General features: G+C 39.9%; 12 protein-coding genes and 2 rRNA genes (1 of these 14 running past the window's edge). 3 read left to right on the forward strand and 11 right to left on the reverse strand.

Features of this window, described 5'->3' with window-relative positions; all coding sequences use genetic code 11:
* The 5 genes from IGJ18_RS11920 to IGJ18_RS11940 form a co-directional block, all read right to left on the reverse strand.
* Positions 1-502, reverse strand: a 23S ribosomal RNA gene (locus IGJ18_RS11920); it reaches 2,412 nt to the left of the window's first position.
* A 232-nt stretch (positions 503-734) separates the two neighbouring features.
* A 16S ribosomal RNA gene (locus tag IGJ18_RS11925) occupies positions 735-2,294 on the reverse strand.
* Together the 16S and 23S rRNA genes form the textbook arrangement of a ribosomal RNA operon.
* A 638-nt stretch (positions 2,295-2,932) precedes the next feature.
* Positions 2,933-3,145 (reverse strand): hypothetical protein, encoded by a 213-nt coding sequence (locus tag IGJ18_RS11930; RefSeq protein ID WP_010720912.1) that lies wholly within the window; start codon positions 3,143-3,145, stop codon positions 2,933-2,935.
* A 246-nt stretch (positions 3,146-3,391) separates the two neighbouring features.
* Positions 3,392-3,733, reverse strand: a complete 342-nt coding sequence (locus IGJ18_RS11935; protein ID WP_010720913.1) for a YlbF family regulator — start codon at positions 3,731-3,733, stop codon at positions 3,392-3,394.
* Positions 3,734-3,798: 65 nt separating this feature from the next.
* Positions 3,799-5,970 (reverse strand): PBP1A family penicillin-binding protein, encoded by a 2,172-nt coding sequence (locus IGJ18_RS11940; RefSeq protein ID WP_034867921.1) that lies wholly within the window; start codon positions 5,968-5,970, stop codon positions 3,799-3,801.
* Between the two features lie 207 nt (positions 5,971-6,177).
* On the opposite strand from IGJ18_RS11940, the gene IGJ18_RS11945 reads away from it, so the two are divergent.
* Positions 6,178-7,032, forward strand: a complete 855-nt coding sequence (locus tag IGJ18_RS11945) for an RluA family pseudouridine synthase (protein ID WP_053766248.1) — start codon at positions 6,178-6,180, stop codon at positions 7,030-7,032.
* Between the two features lie 102 nt (positions 7,033-7,134).
* Here the strand turns inward: IGJ18_RS11945 and IGJ18_RS11950 are convergent, their stop codons facing one another.
* Genes IGJ18_RS11950 through IGJ18_RS11960 form a run of 3 tightly spaced genes read right to left on the reverse strand, consistent with a single transcriptional unit; the run spans position 7,135 to position 11,992 of the window.
* A complete protein-coding gene (locus IGJ18_RS11950; RefSeq protein WP_034700407.1) occupies positions 7,135-7,995 on the reverse strand; it encodes an ROK family protein in 861 nt (286 codons plus the stop codon).
* A gap of 3 nt (positions 7,996-7,998) precedes the next feature.
* On the reverse strand, positions 7,999-10,680 hold the full coding sequence (locus IGJ18_RS11955) for an alpha-mannosidase (protein ID WP_438843361.1): 2,682 nt from the start codon (positions 10,678-10,680) through the stop codon (positions 7,999-8,001).
* A gap of 10 nt (positions 10,681-10,690) precedes the next feature.
* On the reverse strand, positions 10,691-11,992 hold the full coding sequence (locus tag IGJ18_RS11960; protein WP_438843362.1) for a glycoside hydrolase family 125 protein: 1,302 nt from the start codon (positions 11,990-11,992) through the stop codon (positions 10,691-10,693).
* Between the two features lie 154 nt (positions 11,993-12,146).
* Here IGJ18_RS11960 and IGJ18_RS11965 point away from each other — a divergent pair, with 154 nt between their 5' ends.
* Positions 12,147-13,193 carry a GntR family transcriptional regulator gene (locus IGJ18_RS11965; protein ID WP_010720919.1) on the forward strand — a complete coding sequence of 349 codons (1,047 nt, stop codon included), beginning with the start codon at positions 12,147-12,149 and terminating at the stop codon, positions 13,191-13,193.
* Entirely contained in the window at positions 13,141-15,345 is a 2,205-nt protein-coding gene (locus IGJ18_RS11970) for a GH92 family glycosyl hydrolase (protein ID WP_438843463.1), read from the forward strand. The genes IGJ18_RS11965 and IGJ18_RS11970 overlap by 53 nt, the downstream gene beginning before the upstream one ends.
* A 105-nt stretch (positions 15,346-15,450) precedes the next feature.
* On the opposite strand, the gene IGJ18_RS11975 is transcribed toward IGJ18_RS11970, so the two are convergent.
* The 3 genes from IGJ18_RS11975 to IGJ18_RS11985 all read right to left on the reverse strand — a co-directional run bounded on the left by IGJ18_RS11975 (position 15,451) and on the right by IGJ18_RS11985 (position 18,019).
* Positions 15,451-15,774, reverse strand: a complete 324-nt coding sequence (locus IGJ18_RS11975; protein WP_010737055.1) for a hypothetical protein — start codon at positions 15,772-15,774, stop codon at positions 15,451-15,453.
* A gap of 13 nt (positions 15,775-15,787) precedes the next feature.
* On the reverse strand, positions 15,788-16,705 hold the full coding sequence (locus tag IGJ18_RS11980; protein WP_438843363.1) for a hypothetical protein: 918 nt from the start codon (positions 16,703-16,705) through the stop codon (positions 15,788-15,790).
* A 261-nt stretch (positions 16,706-16,966) separates the two neighbouring features.
* Positions 16,967-18,019 carry a PTS sugar transporter subunit IIC gene (locus IGJ18_RS11985; RefSeq protein WP_010720927.1) on the reverse strand — a complete coding sequence of 351 codons (1,053 nt, stop codon included), beginning with the start codon at positions 18,017-18,019 and terminating at the stop codon, positions 16,967-16,969.
* Between the last annotated feature and the right edge of the window lie 5 nt (positions 18,020-18,024).

Genomic DNA, 18,024 nt, shown 5'->3' on the forward strand with positions numbered 1-18,024 from the left:
CGGTACTGGTTCACTATCGGTCACTAGGGAGTATTTAGCCTTGGGAGATGGTCCTCCCGGATTCCGACGGAATTCCTCGTGTTCCGCCGTACTCAGGATCCTCCTAGGTGCCTTCCAAATTTCATCTACGGGGTTTTTACCCTCTTTGACTGACTTTTCCAAGTCATTCGACTATCTGAAAGAACTACCATATTGGAGTCCTACAACCCCAATGAGCAAGCTCATTGGTTTGGGCTTTTCCCGTTTCGCTCGCCGCTACTCAGGGAATCGAATTTTCTTTCTCTTCCTGCAGGTACTTAGATGTTTCAGTTCTCTGCGTCTACCTCGAATGCGCTATGTATTCACGCAAACGTAACATCCTATAAAAGATGCTGGGTTCCCCCATTCGGAAATCTCTGGATCATAGCTTACGTACAGCTCCCCAAAGCATATCGGTGTTAGTCCCGTCCTTCATCGGCTCCTAGTGCCAAGGCATCCACCGTGCGCCCTTATTCACTTAACCTTATCAACCTTGCGGTTGGGTTTTGATCTTTCTTCTAGCGATAGAAGTCCGATCAAGAAAATAAGCAATTGAACTTATTAAAAAACTCATTCAACACGGTGTTCTCGGTTTGTATTACTAATTTACTTCAAATATCCAGTTTTCAATGAACAAAAATATCTCTTTGAGAGTAAACCTCTCAAAACTGAACAAAGTGAAAAACAAACAGTGTAGTCTCCGTAATATTCCTTAGAAAGGAGGTGATCCAGCCGCACCTTCCGATACGGCTACCTTGTTACGACTTCACCCCAATCATCTATCCCACCTTAGGCGGCTGGCTCCAAAAGGTTACCTCACCGACTTCGGGTGTTACAAACTCTCGTGGTGTGACGGGCGGTGTGTACAAGGCCCGGGAACGTATTCACCGCGGCGTGCTGATCCGCGATTACTAGCGATTCCGGCTTCATGTAGGCGAGTTGCAGCCTACAATCCGAACTGAGAGAAGCTTTAAGAGATTAGCTTAGCCTCGCGACTTTGCGACTCGTTGTACTTCCCATTGTAGCACGTGTGTAGCCCAGGTCATAAGGGGCATGATGATTTGACGTCATCCCCACCTTCCTCCGGTTTGTCACCGGCAGTCTTGCTAGAGTGCCCAACTAAATGATGGCAACTAACAATAAGGGTTGCGCTCGTTGCGGGACTTAACCCAACATCTCACGACACGAGCTGACGACAACCATGCACCACCTGTCACTTTGCCCCCGAAGGGGAAGCTCTATCTCTAGAGTGGTCAAAGGATGTCAAGACCTGGTAAGGTTCTTCGCGTTGCTTCGAATTAAACCACATGCTCCACCGCTTGTGCGGGCCCCCGTCAATTCCTTTGAGTTTCAACCTTGCGGTCGTACTCCCCAGGCGGAGTGCTTAATGCGTTAGCTGCAGCACTGAAGGGCGGAAACCCTCCAACACTTAGCACTCATCGTTTACGGCGTGGACTACCAGGGTATCTAATCCTGTTTGCTCCCCACGCTTTCGAGCCTCAGCGTCAGTTACAGACCAGAGAGCCGCCTTCGCCACTGGTGTTCCTCCATATATCTACGCATTTCACCGCTACACATGGAATTCCACTCTCCTCTTCTGCACTCAAGTCTCCCAGTTTCCAATGACCCTCCCCGGTTGAGCCGGGGGCTTTCACATCAGACTTAAGAAACCGCCTGCGCTCGCTTTACGCCCAATAAATCCGGACAACGCTTGCCACCTACGTATTACCGCGGCTGCTGGCACGTAGTTAGCCGTGGCTTTCTGGTTAGATACCGTCAAGGGATGAACAGTTACTCTCATCCTTGTTCTTCTCTAACAACAGAGTTTTACGATCCGAAAACCTTCTTCACTCACGCGGCGTTGCTCGGTCAGACTTTCGTCCATTGCCGAAGATTCCCTACTGCTGCCTCCCGTAGGAGTTTGGGCCGTGTCTCAGTCCCAATGTGGCCGATCACCCTCTCAGGTCGGCTATGCATCGTCGCCTTGGTGAGCCGTTACCTCACCAACTAGCTAATGCACCGCGGGTCCATCCATCAGCGACACCCGAAAGCGCCTTTCAAATCAAAACCATGCGGTTTCGATTGTTATACGGTATTAGCACCTGTTTCCAAGTGTTATCCCCTTCTGATGGGCAGGTTACCCACGTGTTACTCACCCGTTCGCCACTCCTCTTTTTCCGGTGGAGCAAGCTCCGGTGGAAAAAGAAGCGTTCGACTTGCATGTATTAGGCACGCCGCCAGCGTTCGTCCTGAGCCAGGATCAAACTCTCATAAAAAGTTCGAACAATCTTGCGATTGTTAAGCTCAATTGTTTGCTAGCATATTGCTTGCTTGTTAAAAATGTTTGTTGTCTTGAATCAATCAAGACGCCCTACACATTTGGTTTGTCTTTGCTTTGTTCAGTTTTCAAAGGTCTACTTGATTAAAAGCTAATCAGTTGAGATTGCCGTAGCAACTTTTATATCATATCAGAGCGACGTTTGTTTGTCAACTCTTTTTTTAAAAGTTTTTTTAACTTCGTTTTTCAGAAGTGTTTCAGCAACTCATTTATCATAACTCGTCGTTTGTTATTTGTCAACAACTTTTTTAAAGTTTTTTTCGATGAAATCAAGCTTCGCAAGCTATTGATTTTTTACGACTTAGTTATCTTATCACCTTAAAAAGTAAATGTCAATGAATTTTTCTAAATAAATTTCACGATCTTTTTCTCTTTTTCAGCAACGTCAATTACTTTACCATTAAAAAAAAGAATGGTCAAGCTAAAAATTAATTTTAGCAGTACCTTACTTTATTTCTCTCTATTGGTCTAACCTACTTTAGTTGCCTATCTTCTTATTTAGACTCATCGGTACTTCAGACGATTACTGCAATGACTAACTATTTTCATGCTCAAACATCAAATATCTCTCATATCTTACTTTCGATACCGCACACCTTTATAAATAGCTAATGGCAAGATCACAAAAAGAAACAAGAGAAGAATATCGATCAGATATTGGTCGCTAAAAACATTTGTTAATGGCTGATTTGTAGTTAAAGAATAAAATGCGGGTAGCAAAATAATCGTGAAAAGATACGAGCCACTGATTTCCCAAAAATCTTTCCAAGAAAATTTTTTGTGTTTCATCGCTCCACCTCCTTGCTTTATATGAGAGAAATTCACTACTTGAATAGACATTTCTACGCTTCTATAATAGACAAAATCAGCTATTATAGCTAGGTTAACAATAATTATTTATTAAACAATGAAAAATAAGCTAATTTTCTATGAGTTATCCCCGTCTGATTTCTTCATACTAAAAAAGCAACGCAAAACAATTTTGTTTTACGTTGCTTTTGCTTGTTCTGGCTAAATTATTTTCTACAACGTTAATTATTCGCTGTATAAATCTCTAACTGGTGTCATGATGATGCGATTCAAGTCATTGATGATCGTGCTGAATTGTTGTTCTTTTTGCATCAAATCATTGATCACTTCTTCTGATTGAATTTTCATTGCCATTTCTTGCGCTTTCATTGCATCTTCATCGCTAAATTCTTGCCCGCTCATTTGTTTTTCCTGCAATTCGATTTGCATCGCTTGGAAATCTTTGAATAGACGATGTGCTTCTTCATTTGCTTTAACTTTTGCATAGGCTTCTTCTAAAGCTTTGAATTCTTGCAATTCGCGAATCTCGCGTTCGATTTGATTTGCGCTATCATAAATATTTGACATAGTTAGCCTCTTTTCTATAGATCGTTTAGTTTTATTGTACCATTTGTTTATCGTTTTTCATAGGATTACTGTCCTTGATATTTCCGCCAGAGATCTTTCGCAGCTTCACCTAAACCTCTTACGCCTTCTTTTACCATATCACCGATATTTTTCAGCCCATCTTTAGCTTGTTCCCCGTATTTATTCAGATTTTCTTTCCATTGTTCTGAGTTCTCATTGGTTTGCGTATTATTATTGACTTGATCAGCAGGGACTACTTTTCCGCCAGTAGCATATGCATCTGCTACAGGGAAAGGCTCTTGCTCGGTATAAGGAAGAATGCCTTCTGCGGCCGATTTGAAGACTTTACCAACCACATTCCCACTTGTTCCTGCTAAATAATGCAATTCACTAGATTCTTCATATCCCATCCAAGTTGAAATCACGACATTAGGCGTATAGCCAACAATCCATTGGTCGTTAGCTTTGGTAGGATCAAAATTGGTTTCAGTCGTTCCTGTTTTCCCTGCGACTGTGTAACCAGCCGGTTTAGCTGCAACGGCTGTCCCATTAGAAAAAGTCCCAAGCAGCATTGAAGTCATTTGATTAGCCGTTTCTTCTGAAATGACTTGTTTAGGTTTTTCATTGGTCTTATCAACAATTACTGCACCCGTTGAATCCACGATTTTAGTAATCAGATGTGGTTTGTACATTTTACCAGCGTTAGCAAATGCACTGTAAGCTCCAGCCATCGTTAACGGCGAAACTCCCTTAGCTAAACCACCTAATGCTAAACCATAATACTTATCTGATTTCGATAGAGGCAATCCAAATTCTTCTGCTTTATCATAACCTTTTTGAAGACCGATTTCATGAAGCAACCATACAGCAGGAAGATTCAAACTTTCAGCAACCGCCTGATACATCGGTACTTCACCACGGTACGTCCCGTCGTAATTATGAGCTTTATAATAAGATAATGGTTCATCTTTCAAAATACTTGCTGGGGTGTATCCCGCTTCTAACGCTGGTGCATACACACTCAATGGTTTGATCGTTGAGCCAGGAGAACGTTTCATTTGTGTTGCAAAACTGAATCCTCGGAAAACATGTTCGCCACGTCGCCCTACCAGCGCCTCAACTCCACCAGTTTTAGGATCTAATGCGACTGATGCGGATTGAACCATTGCCCCATCCGCAGCATTTGCCGGAAACAGTGCATTGTTTTGATACGTTGTTTCTAATTGTTTTTGATAATTTTGATCAAGTGATGTATAGATTTTGTATCCTTTGTTCATCACATCTTCTTCATCTAAACCATAATCATTGACTGCTTCATCAATCACGGCATCAAAGTAATAAGGATAGCGATAGCCTGATTCCGAATTATCATACGTATCTTTCACGTATTGTTTGATATCCACTTTGCTTTCCGTTTGGTATTGTTGTTTCGTGATCTTGCCGTTTTCTTCCATGACACTCAATACGGTGTTTTTTCGATTGTTTGCATTTTCTGGGTGATCGATCGGATTATAGATACCCGGACCTTTAAGCATCCCAGCTAACGTTGCCGCTTCTGCTAAATTAACCTGATTAGCATCTACCCCAAAGTATTTCCTTGAAGCATCTTGTACGCCCCATACCCCATTTCCAAAATAAGCATTGTTGAGATACATGGTCAAAATCTCTTCTTTGCTGTATTTCTTTTCAATTTCAATGGCTAAAAATAATTCTTTTGCTTTACGGTCAAAAGTTTGATCAAGTGTCAAATAAGCATTTTTAGCTAATTGTTGGGTAATTGTACTCCCACCTCCACCAGAAGTGCCACCTGAAAGGACCATCCGAACTGCTGCCCGAGCGATCCCTTTGATATCAAATCCATGATGCTGATAAAAATTACGATCTTCGGTTGAGATAACCGCATTTTGGATATCTGGAGAGATTGCATTCAATTCCACATAAGTCCCTTTTTGAGCATACAGGGTGCCTGCTTCTTCATTCTTTTTATCATAGATAACGGTAGACTGACTTAGCCCCGATTTTAATGTGGAGACATTTGCCTGTTTTGCTAAAATAAAAAGATAGATACTGACGATCAATACACAGATCAAGCCAATCAATAGGATCAGTTTATTGATATGATACTTTTTCCATATACGTTTTCGCCATCGATGGAATCGCCCTAAATAAGGTTTAATCCAATGCCAAAAACTGATCAAAGCAGCTTTTATTTTACTTAAAATGCTTTGAAAATCCATTTATTCTTCTCCTGTCTATTTGATTGAATCGCCTTATTCTACCACAGGTACGTTCTTCATTCTTCCTGCTTGAGATGTAGGCAAACTGTTTTTTTAAGTTTTGACGATAGTTTAGCATAAGAAGTATCAGAAATTAGTCACTTTTTTCTTAAATAAGTTTTAAAAATGGTACAATAGAGCTGCATTTTTGCTAAAAGGAGTATTTTTATGGAAATCACGATTACGTTACCTGACACCCAGCCAACAACCACCATTCGAGAATTATTAGAACAAGAATGGCTCGTTCCAAGAAAAGTCCGCCACTTTTTACGTATAAGAAAAAATGTGTGGATCAATCAAGAACCTGCCTTATTTCATTTTGAAGTCCACGCTGGTGACCATATTACGTTACGTTTTGAAGAAACTGATTATCAATACCAAGAAGTCCAATTGGGTAAAGCTTCCTTCGTCCAACCATTATATGAAGACGATCATTTACTCATTGTCAATAAACCCGCCGGCATGAAAACTCATCCGAATGAACCAACCGAAAATGATACTTTATTGAATCATTTAGCTGCGTATTTAAAGAAAAAAGAGCAACGCCCTTATGTCGTGCATCGATTGGACAAAGAAACAAGTGGTGCAATTTTATTTGCTAAAAATCCCTTTGTTTTACCTATCCTAGGCAGAATGTTGGAACAAAAGAAGATTTATCGACGATACCAAGCACTTGTCTGGGGAACAATCAAAGAGGATTTGATTTTAAAAGATAAAATCGGTCGTGATCGGCACGATCGCAGAAAACGGGTGGTAGATCCTCATAAAGGTCAAACGGCTCTCACACATGTTTCCGTTGATCAAGTAGTAAATGGTCAGACTCAGGTTTACTGTGTCTTGGAAACCGGACGTACTCATCAAATCAGGGTCCATCTCTCTCACATTGGTCATCCCATTGTCGGTGATCCACTTTACCAAACACGGCCTGCGAACCGTCTCATGCTCCATGCGTTAGAATTACACATGTCTCATCCTTTCACGCAAGAAACCATTGTCGCAAAAGCCCTCCCTGGTTTATGGTAAAGACACTATTGTAAGGAGCGATCCACTACTGATCACAATCAAAAAACGGCTAGGGATACACCTCTAGCCGTTTTTTATTACTATATATAGAATATATACACCTTATTGTTTACCATGTTCTTTTTCTGCTAAAAGCAAACTGCCAATAATTCCACTCTCATTCGGCAGCCCCCAGCGTACAATGTACTCATCTACTTGTGGCGTTTCCATGTACCCACCCATTAACTCAACGAATTGTTGTCGAATTTTATGCAACAAGTGGTCTTGATTCATCACTCCGCCACCTAAAATGATTTTTTCAGGAGCTAACGTCAACGTATAATTGATCAATGCTTGAGCAATATAATAGGCTTGGATGTCCCATATTGGATGATCTTGAGGAAGTTCTTGGCCTTTGATTCCAGTTCGTGCCTCAATTGAAGGTCCAGCCGCTAACCCCTCCAAACAATCTTTGTGGTAAGGACATGTTCCTTCATAGGTATCCTCTGGATGACGTTTTACCCATATATGCCCCATTTCTGGGTGGGCAAGTCCAGAAAAAATATCTCCTTCAAGGACCACACCGGCACCGATCCCTGTACCGACAGTCAAATAAATACAACTCTTTTTCCCTTGTGCGGCTCCTTTTAGCAATTCGCCGTAAGCTGCTGCATTCACATCTGTCGTCCAAGCCATCGGAATCCCGTAACGTTCTTGGATGCTGCCTAAAAAATTGTAGTTTCCCCATCCAGGTTTAGGTGTTGCCAAAACATACCCATAATTATCGGCATTTTTATCAATACCGATCGGACCAAACGAACCGATCCCTAACGCCTCTAGTTCATATTGATCAAAAAAATCAAATACTTGCTTTAGTGTTTCTTCAGGTGTAGTTGTAGGAATACTTACTCTTTCTACGATAACGCCTTCATTTGAAACGGCACAGATGAATTTTGTTCCCCCTGCTTCTATTCCACCATACATTGCTTATTCCTCCTCGAATCCGATTGTCCGAATTTCATAAGGTCTAACGGTCGGAGCAATCGTTTGCTCAACTGTTTCTTCTAGCAGATTCAATAATTCCCCTTGTTTCCCATTTTTAGTGATTTGTAATGGTGAATCAAGACCGGACAGATTAAACCCACGCACCACTACTTTATCACTAAATTTACTTCGTTTCAAAGCAGTAATTGCAAACGTTTCCCCTTCGCAAGTTAAATAGCTGTTTTCAGCTGGCAAGGTTCCTGTTTGAATCGCCATTTGCGTGGTAGAAAAAGGAATCTGTGCGCTATAAGCATGATGGTAACTAGCAAATTTTTCTTCTGGCTGATGCACTTCGATACTGTAGTTAAAGCAATGTACCCCATGACATTGGGCTTCTGGTGTTGGAAAATATCCCCAATCGCCTAATTCCCCTACACAACGTAGTAAAGTCACCGCAATCACACTGTCATCGATTACTTCATATTCATTTAATCCATAATTGCCAACTGTTACGCCATAATCGTTTCCTTCTAAATGAACGAACGCCTGTTGATGCTGTGGATTTGTTGGATTTTCCCAACTACTTGATACATCATTGGGACGGGTAACCACTTCAAAAATACTATCAGCTTGATGTTGTTTCACATGTAACTTTGTTGGGAACAACACACGTAAGCGATGATCATCCATTTGATTATTCACTTTTGTTTCAAAGTCGATTTTTTTGCTGTCTTTTCTTAAAGTGATAACAGTTGTTACTTCTAACACACGCTTTTCTTTTGAACGACCTGCTTTACGGTGACGAAACTCAATGACCATCTGTTGTTCTTTTGCTAAACGTTCATCAGCAGCTACTGGGATCAATAATTCCTGGGTAACTTTTACTTGTGCTAATTCACTCGTATCAGTTACGACTTCTACGGTACTTTGATCATTTTCCTTTGATAAAATAGGTTGGTCATTTTCAGGCTGTTTGAAGATATATTCATTTCCAATATCCCCAACATCTTCGAATGTCAATAATTCATCTAGTTGTTTGCCCGTTGATTTGTCTTTCAACGTCAAGGTGCCATTCGGTTTGATCTCTAGCCGAACTTGTTGATTTTCTAATACTCGTCCATCGTTTTGGATCATCGTCTCTTTTTCTTCTTTAGCTTTTCCTTCTATTAATACGTACGTGTTCCAAGAAAAAGCTGGCATTTCGCTCACTGGTAAAGTGACCGTGATTTTTCTCGCCATGTAAGGAATCCTAAACCGATCTTTGGGCAGATCATAATCAAACGTCACAAATGTTTCTGATAGTGATGCAGGGACTTCTTCACCATTGGATGTTTCTACATGATAGCTTTTTGGTGGTTGCTTTTCTAGTTCTTCATATAATTTTTCAGGTATTCCTTCTGCAAAACATTTTCTTTCTAACTCAATCGTTATTTCTGCTTCACCAGTCTTTGCTGATCCAGCCGTGTTCATAACTAAGAAAGGATAGCTTTTTGCTGGTAAGCTGCTAGTGTCGATCGCTTGGGCAAGTTGTTTGATCGCTTCTTCTGCTAAATACTTCCCTACTTCATCTGCTTTTTCAAAACGTGTCATCATTTCTCGATGGACAGAATCAACCGAACACCCGCAAATACTGTCATGTGGATGATTTTGCATCAACGTTTTCCACGCATAATCTAATTGATCATGGGGATATTTACCTGTGACTTCATAAGCCATCGTTGCTAATGGCTCAGCAATATTTTCAATTTGTCTTTGAACTTTGGTATTCCATTGTTTTAAATAGACACGTGCTGAAGCAGTATTCGCTAACGTATACCAGCCATCTGTTTCCTGACTGGTCAACTCTCCCTCAACGGAACCAAGTTCTTCTGGCAAGTCCTTTTGCACCGTTGCAAGATAATCGACAAAATTGGAATGGATAAATTCATACTCTGGATATAATTCATTCGCTAATTTGATTGCTGCTGTTACATCCTTTTGAACCGGTTGATGATCCACTCCATTCATCATCAACAGATGATCGGTTGATGCATATTGCTCTGCATCTGCCAGCTTTTGGTCCCAAAAGGCTCTTGCTTTCTCTTTTTCAGCCGGGATCTCATTTCCATTACTGTACCAATTGGCAAACAGTAACCCAAAGATTTCTGTGCTATCTGGTCCTTTCCACCACATTTCAGAATATTGAGAAGAATAATTTTCTGCTTCCAAGACTTGATTATCAAAGCCAATTGGTTTTACGCCTCGTCCAAAAGCAGCAGCTGAAAGTCCTGCTTGTTTCATCATTTGTGGTGTTTGCCCCATATTTCCAAAAGTATCCGGGAAATAACCGAGCATCACAGGCGTTCCCCACTTCTTACTTTCTTCCATTCCAATCAACATATTACGGACATTCGCTTCTGAACTGATCAAGAAATCATCTTGTAAAATATAAAAAGGACCGATCCTTAATTTACCCGCATCAATAGCTCGTTGCACCGCTTCTTTCTTTTCTGGACGTACTTGTAAATAATCATCTAAAATAATCGTTTGTCCATCTAAATGGAAACTATTGAAATCTGGATCGGTTTCAAATAATTCCAAAAGATCATCCATCAATTCGACTAAACGCATATGATGCTGTTCATAAGCCATGTACCATTCACGATCCCAATGACTGTGTGAAATGATATATACTTTCTTTTTCATTTTATTCCTCCTATTTCGCTACTCGAATATCAAAGTAATCCATCACTAATTCACAAAACATCATGTTCGCCCAAGAGAACCATTCTCTGGTGTAGTTGTTTGGATCATCGACATCAAACCCCTCGTGCATCAAATGTGTACCAGCATCTGTCGCAACTAATAAGTCTAAAATCCGCTTTTTCTCTTCTTTATCTTCAGTGGTCATCCCTTCCATCGCTAATGCAATCGGCCAGATGTAATTTTCTGGAGTGTGAGATGATCCGATCCCTTTTGCATATTTCCCTTCATAGAAGTAAGGGTTCTCTTTACTTAGTAACGTTTTTCTCGTTGCCAAATATTGTTCATCTGTGGTAGAACAGTAACCTAAATACGGAGCAGCAATCAAATTAGGTACATTACTGTCATCCATAATAGAAGCGTTTCCTAATCCATCAACTTCATAAGCATAGATAGTTTCTCCTTGTTGGTTTTTAGTCAGCGCATAGTCTTCGATTCCTTTTTGGATATCTTCTTTTAAACGTTTGGCTTCTTCAAGGATTGCTTTACTACTTGTTTCTTCCGTGAGAATGTTCGTAAAGATTTCTTCAATATAACCCAGCACTACTACAGCAAACATATTTGAAGGAACGAGGTAGCCATATTGACACGCATCATCGCTTGGACGAAAACCAGACCAAGTCATTCCAGTTGGTGCAACTGCACTTCCACGCCCGTCGTTGACTAAGGTATCTTCTTTCCTCGTCGTATCTCTTTCGAAAGTATAAGGAGATTGATTGTGATCTTGTTCGGTTTTGAAGACATGTAAGGCTTTTTTGATTCCTTCAACAAACGAATCATTCAATTGGTCCGTTCGACCAGTGTTCTTATATAATAAGTAAGCTAATTGGATAGGATAACATAAGGAATCGATTTCATATTTACGCTCCCAGATCCAATCATTCATTTCAGTATGGTCACTTTGATGCCCCGCTCCATTTGCTTCTTCATTGAATGCGTTTGCGTATGGATCGATGTTGATATATTCAAATTGTTTTTTGACAAGCCCACTAATCATCGAAGCTAAGTCTTCATCTTCTTTTGCAATGACTAAATATGGACGGACTTGAGCGGTGGAGTCACGCAACCACATCGCTGGAATATCACCAGTTAATAAGAAAGTCGTCCCGTCTTCATGTCTTTTGACTGTCGTTAACAATGTATTGGCAAAGGCAGCAGAGAAATTCGCTGCCCAGTCTGCATGCTCTTCCCCACATTTTGCAGTAATTTCATCCATAAACTGTCGAACTGACTTTGGTATATCTTTATATGCCATTTATTTTCCTCTTTTCTTTATTGATATATCATAAGAGGATTATACCTCGTCACTTTACAATTGTCTACGCTTTCAAAATGAGATTTTTCTTATTTACTTTTAGTGGTTTTATGCTATGATCTTTATATGATATATCTTATAAGAAGGTGCTTTTATGAATCAACCACTATACCAACAAATCTTTCATGACTTACAACAAGCAATTGCTGATGGATCGTTACCTGTTGACAGCCAGGTACCTACCGAAAAGGAATTGTCCACCAAGTATCAAGTGAGTCGAATCACTTCTAAACGTGCATTAACTGAATTAGAACAATTAGGTCTGATTTATCGTGTCAGAGGAAAAGGCAGTTTTGTCAAAGCAACGACTAGTGATCTTAATAGAAACGATGTGATTAAAAATAGTCGCATCCTGTTCCTACTTCCCTTTTTATCTGACCTTTCTGTCGGAGATTTTACAAAAGGACTAAATCCAGTGATGCAAGAAAATCAGTTAGAGGTCATGATGACGACTGTTGATTTTCTGGCAAACAAAACGGCGAAGGAAATCATGCAAGAATTTGACGGAATGATTTATTATGCGTTTGCGACCGATCAACATCTGGATCTGCTCTTTGAATTATCATTGAAACAATTCCCAGTTGTTGTTTTAGATAAAAAAATCTATGAACTTCCTTTTCCAACTGTCCTTTCAGATAATTTCCAAGGTGGTTCTTTGGCTACGGCTCATTTGATTTCAAAAGGGCATAAAAAGATTGCCTATCTTTTTGGTGAACAGGCGCATCCACAATCTGTCCGACAACGATACTTGGGTTACCTGGAAGCTTTGGACAAAGCCAATTTGCCGTTTCATACAACTTTAGATGCAAAAGGCACTACGATTGAAACGTTACTGACCTACATCAATGAACATCAGGTCACTGCGTTTGTCTGCGAAAACGATCTGGTAGCTATTCAAACGATGAATCATTTAAAACAACAAGGCTATCGTATCCCAGATGATTTTTCGATCGTTGGATTCGATGATATCCAAGCAGCCGCTTTAGTTGATCCACCATTAACAACGATTGCTCAAGATTTCCACCAACTAGGAGAACTTGCAGGAAATGCTTTGATCACTTGGCTCAAAACAAATAACATTCCCGAAGATACGAGCCAACCAGTCTCATTTATTAAACGACACTCAACAAAGGAGATTTAACATGAACATTCAACATATTGATACTCGTCACGGTACAGCCAATCAAGCGAACTTCTCAAATGGGAACTGCCAGCCTTATACTGGTGTTCCTTTTGGGATGAATTACTTTGCCCCACAGACAACTGATCAAAAAGGTAGCTGGTGGTTCCATCCTGACGATCACACCTTCCAAGGCTACCGTTTGACTCATCAGCCAAGTCCATGGATGGGTGACTTCAGCTATTTTGTCTTCACTCCGATCAATGGGTTATTACCTGAGAATACCCTGTTCCATGCACAAAGTTCGTATCGTCCAGAAGAAAGCACATTCTGTCCAACTCATTTAACGATCAACCAATTACGTGATGGTATTCGCTCCACGTTGATCCCTAGCATGTACGGTGGTGTCCTAACCATTGATTACCACAAAAATGATAGCGGTTTACTTTTGTCATTTCCTGGTAAACATCAATTAGTTCTAAAAGATCCCTATACGATTGAAGGACAAGTCACTCATTTTGCAGGCGCCGAAGATCCTGATTTTACGTTCTATTTTGTCTTACATTTTGAACAGCCAATCCAATCAAAGGAATTGTCACAGTTAGCAGCCGATGACGCTGGGTCGATTCCGATTTATTTTGGCGACGTAAAAAAACAAGTCATTCGTTTCGGTACTTCCTTCATCAGTTCTGAACAAGCTTCATTTAATCTAGAACAAGAGTTACATCAAACGCCTGATGACTATTTGCTGAATAGTTCACAACAATGGCAAAACTATTTTGACCGAATCAAAGTCGAGCATCATGATCCGCAACAGTTACGGACGTTTTACCACAATCTCTACCGTGTATTTTTATTCCCACAAACGTTCTATGAAATCGACTCGACCGGACAAAAAATCCATTATGATACCACTAGTCGAAGTGTAAAACCAGGTGTACTTTATACCAATAATGGTTTTTGGGATACTTATAAAACAGTGTATCCACTTTACTCTTTGATTGCTGTCGAAAAATATGAAGAGATGCTTGAAGGCTTTTTGAACAGCTATCGTGAAACTGGCTTTTTACCAAAATGGCTTTCGCCAGATGAGCGTGGACTCATGCCAGGAACATTGATTGATGCAGTGATCGCTGATGCCTCGGTTAAGGGAATCCGTAAAGATTTAATGGCTGAATTTCTCGAAGCAATGAAAAAAGGCGCTACGGTCCAAAGTGAAAAACAAAATTACGGACGTCAAGGAACGAATGATTATCTAAAATATGGTTATGTACCAAATACTTACCACGAATCAATCAACCACACCCTTGATTACGCTTATAGTGACTTTTGTATCAGCCAAGTAGCCACCGGCTTGAATGAAGCAGCAACCGCACAACACTATCAAAAGCAATCTTTCAATTATCAAAATGTCTTTGATCCGGAAACCGGCTTCATGCGTTCCAAAGATCCCGAAGGAAGATTCCGTACTCCGTTTTCTTCCACACGTTGGGGTCAGGATTATGCAGAAGGTAGCGCTTGGCAAAGTAGCTTTGCTGTTTACCATGATTTTGCTGGTTTGATCAATGCTCACGGTGGACCAGATCAATTTGAAGAAAAACTGATTGAATTATGTAACCAAGCACCGACTTTTGAAGTTGGCGGTTATGGTTTTGAGATCCATGAAATGAGTGAAATGGCAGCGATCGAGTTTGGACAAGTTGCCATCTCCAATCAACCAAGCTTCCACTATCCTTATTTATTCAGTTATATTGGTAAACCCGAAATGGCACAACCATTGATCAAACAATTGCTGACACAAACATTCGATGATACCCCGACCGGTTATCCAGGAGATGAAGACAATGGGAGCATGGCAGGTTGGTATATCTTTAATAGTTTAGGCTTTTATCCTGTCACGCCAGGAACAGGTGAATATGTCATCGGGATGCCTTTAGTCGACAAAGCTGTGCTTACGTTGTCTAATGGTGAACATTTAACAATCGAAACAAGCCCTAATCACCCACAACAACAATTTATCCATGAGATCACAAGAAACGAAACTAGCTATCGCAAACTCTTCTTTACACATGAAGACTTGTTGACTGGTGGCACGATTGCTTATCAGTTGGGGATTGTTCCTAATCCTACAAAACACGACGCTGAAGACTTCCCTTTTTCTTTGACCAAATAAACAAGCTGACTTATTTGGTTATTCTATAAGACAAAACACCTTCTTTGAATTTCTTAGTCTCAAAGAAGGTGTTTTGATAGATTTAGAATGAATTTTTCGATAAGATTATTTTTTATTTTTTTTCTTTTGACTATTTCCTTTTTTTACTAGTTGTTCAGTAACTTTGGCTAGTGTATCCGTGACCTCTGTTTTGACTTTAGTACCTGTTTCTTTCATGCTTGTATTTATTTTTATTGATGACTTCAATTGTTTTATTTTCAAAGAAGAGAACTTGTTGCCGATTACTTCTGTCTTTTCATTCGTAAATTCTACTGTCTTTTTTAACGCTCGTTTACTCACGTTCGTTATCCTATTTTTTTCTTTTTTACAATATGCACATAGTTTTTTAGGTTCAGATATTTCTCGTCCACAATTTGTACATTTATACATTGCTTTCCCCCCATTAGTCCGTTACATATCCACTTAAAATATACTCAGGATCCGCTTCGATCATATCAGAGATAGTATGAATCAACGTATGAATATCATCAATTGCTTCTGTTATTGGATTGGTTGATTTTTGAAAATACTCATCTAATTTTAACGCCATTTCTCTAGTCAAAATGCTTTCCAAATCTTTTTTATGGAGATTTAAGCTATAGTTCAAAGCAACATATTCATCTAAATCTGAAAGGCAATTTACTTGGATATTAAAACTCTCATTTATAAATAAAATATTTTGCAATATATCATTTGCTGACTTTTCTTTATCACCAAATTTCATACGGTTTTTTCGGTAACTGATTACCTTTCCTTCTAACTGTTTTAACAATTGATATTTCACAGTAGTGATATCATTTAGCACATTAACTAATAACTGTTTTTTTATTTGAGGATCTTTTATTAACACTGATTGTTCATATTTCTCTTTAGCAGAAACTACACCTGCATAACGATCATTTTCAAAATTTTTGATTACTTCGTCTATTTTCAAATTAAGATCATCTAATTTGTCTTCGATTTTTTTAAGTTCTAACATGACTCCTACTACTATTGCCGCAGGACCTAAAGCTGAACAAACACTTGTTCCATTTTTTAATGTCAAATTTTTAACAAATTCGCCACTTTTTTTATCAGCAATCTGTGCATATACTCCATCTTTCCCAGAGACAAAACGATACGTTCCATTTTTTAGTCCCTTTAATATTTCCGGTGGAATATCTAATACGTATTCTCCTTTATTTATAATTTCCATGACGGTACCACTCGTCACTATTGCCCCATTTAAATGTTTAACAATTTTTTCTGAAAAATGTAATTCCTTCACTTTTTCTACCAATTGGTTTTTTGGAACTCTGATACTCGCTTGCATTATCTCCATATTACGCCCCTCCATTATATTCAAAAACATTATACCGCTTAATGAAAAATAAATACTATCAATATTACTAAATAATGCTACTAAGAAGCAAAAAAATACCTACACTGATCTATATCCACAAAAAATTTCGTTTTTTATATTAAAAAAGCCTGAACTTTTAATCTCCTTCGAAAAAAGGAATTAAAAATTCAAGCTTTTTTTATTGAGATGATTTGTCTCACTATCAAAGGAGCAGACTCAGCCAAAAAATCAGCCGTTTCACTAGCCTAAGAATTCAAACACATCTGCTCGATCATATAGTTTCAATACTTTCTCACATAAAAACTGAGTGAACAATGCTGCCGCAACTGGGACGACTAACCAGCTCAAAACAACAAGAGCCGGATTTAGACCTGCATCTAAAGAAGCTAAAGGACCAACTAAGCCAACGATCCCAAAACCAGCCGAGGCAGGGGTTCCTGAAATAGACAACAAAGCAACTGGAATAGCTGTAATCACTGCACTGATCAGACAAGGAACGAGAATAACCGGTCTGCGAAACAGATTAGGCATCATCATCTTCATCGCTCCTAACGTAATGGCGATCGTCACTCCTGATTTATTGACTTTCCACGAGTTCACGATCAAAACGAAAGTCGTTGCTGCGACACCCATTGCTGCCGCTCCTGCTGAAACACCATCTAGTTGGATCGCCACTCCGATTGCTACGGTGGAAATCGGTGAAATGATCAAGAAGGCAAAAGAACAGCCAATCAAGATCGACATCAGTAAAGGTTGTAGTGTCGTGAAGTTATTGATGACCGTCCCGATAGCTGAGGTAATATCTGCCACATAAGGATAGAGATAAAACCCGATCACTCCTGCGCCGACACCAACAACGATCGGAGTCAACACAATCGCTACCGAACCAAACCGTTCACCAATCAGATAAATCAACCCAACTGCGATAGAAGCAGTGATCATCGTATTGATGATATCGCCTGTACCAGCACCAACATACACACCTGTTTCACCAAGCTCAGGAGTAAACTTCACCACCCCTGACCCGACAAATGCGGCACCAGCCACCACCATCATCTTCATCGGTGCAAAACCAAATTGCAAAGCAATCAATCCACCGATAATCAACGGTGTCGCTAATTGGAAGATGACCGCCATTTGAGCAACAGCCATCGCAAAAGAAGAACCACTAAAGTATCTTAAAATCGCCCCTAATACTGCGTTAGGAATCAATCCGATGATAATCCCCGTTGCTGTACCAGCTAGTACTTTGTTCAGAAAAATCTTTGGTGACATGCTTTGTGTCTGTTCCATCAATT

This window comes from Enterococcus sp. AZ078, from assembly GCF_051714985.1.
Classification (GTDB): Bacteria; Bacillota; Bacilli; order Lactobacillales; family Enterococcaceae; genus Enterococcus_B; species Enterococcus_B hirae.

Coding starts and splice junctions, on each gene's coding strand:
- IGJ18_RS11930 (WP_010720912.1), bottom strand. CDS start 3,145: ATGAAACACAAAAAATTTTCTTGGAAAGATTTTTGGGAAATCAGTGGC.
- IGJ18_RS11935 (WP_010720913.1), bottom strand. CDS start 3,733: ATGTCAAATATTTATGATAGCGCAAATCAAATCGAACGCGAGATTCGC.
- IGJ18_RS11940 (WP_034867921.1), bottom strand. CDS start 5,970: ATGGATTTTCAAAGCATTTTAAGTAAAATAAAAGCTGCTTTGATCAGT.
- IGJ18_RS11945 (WP_053766248.1), top strand. CDS start 6,178: ATGGAAATCACGATTACGTTACCTGACACCCAGCCAACAACCACCATT.
- IGJ18_RS11950 (WP_034700407.1), bottom strand. CDS start 7,995: ATGTATGGTGGAATAGAAGCAGGGGGAACAAAATTCATCTGTGCCGTT.
- IGJ18_RS11955 (WP_438843361.1), bottom strand. CDS start 10,680: ATGAAAAAGAAAGTATATATCATTTCACACAGTCATTGGGATCGTGAA.
- IGJ18_RS11960 (WP_438843362.1), bottom strand. CDS start 11,992: ATGGCATATAAAGATATACCAAAGTCAGTTCGACAGTTTATGGATGAA.
- IGJ18_RS11965 (WP_010720919.1), top strand. CDS start 12,147: ATGAATCAACCACTATACCAACAAATCTTTCATGACTTACAACAAGCA.
- IGJ18_RS11975 (WP_010737055.1), bottom strand. CDS start 15,774: ATGTATAAATGTACAAATTGTGGACGAGAAATATCTGAACCTAAAAAA.
- IGJ18_RS11980 (WP_438843363.1), bottom strand. CDS start 16,705: ATGGAGATAATGCAAGCGAGTATCAGAGTTCCAAAAAACCAATTGGTA.
- IGJ18_RS11985 (WP_010720927.1), bottom strand. CDS start 18,019: ATGGAACAGACACAAAGCATGTCACCAAAGATTTTTCTGAACAAAGTA.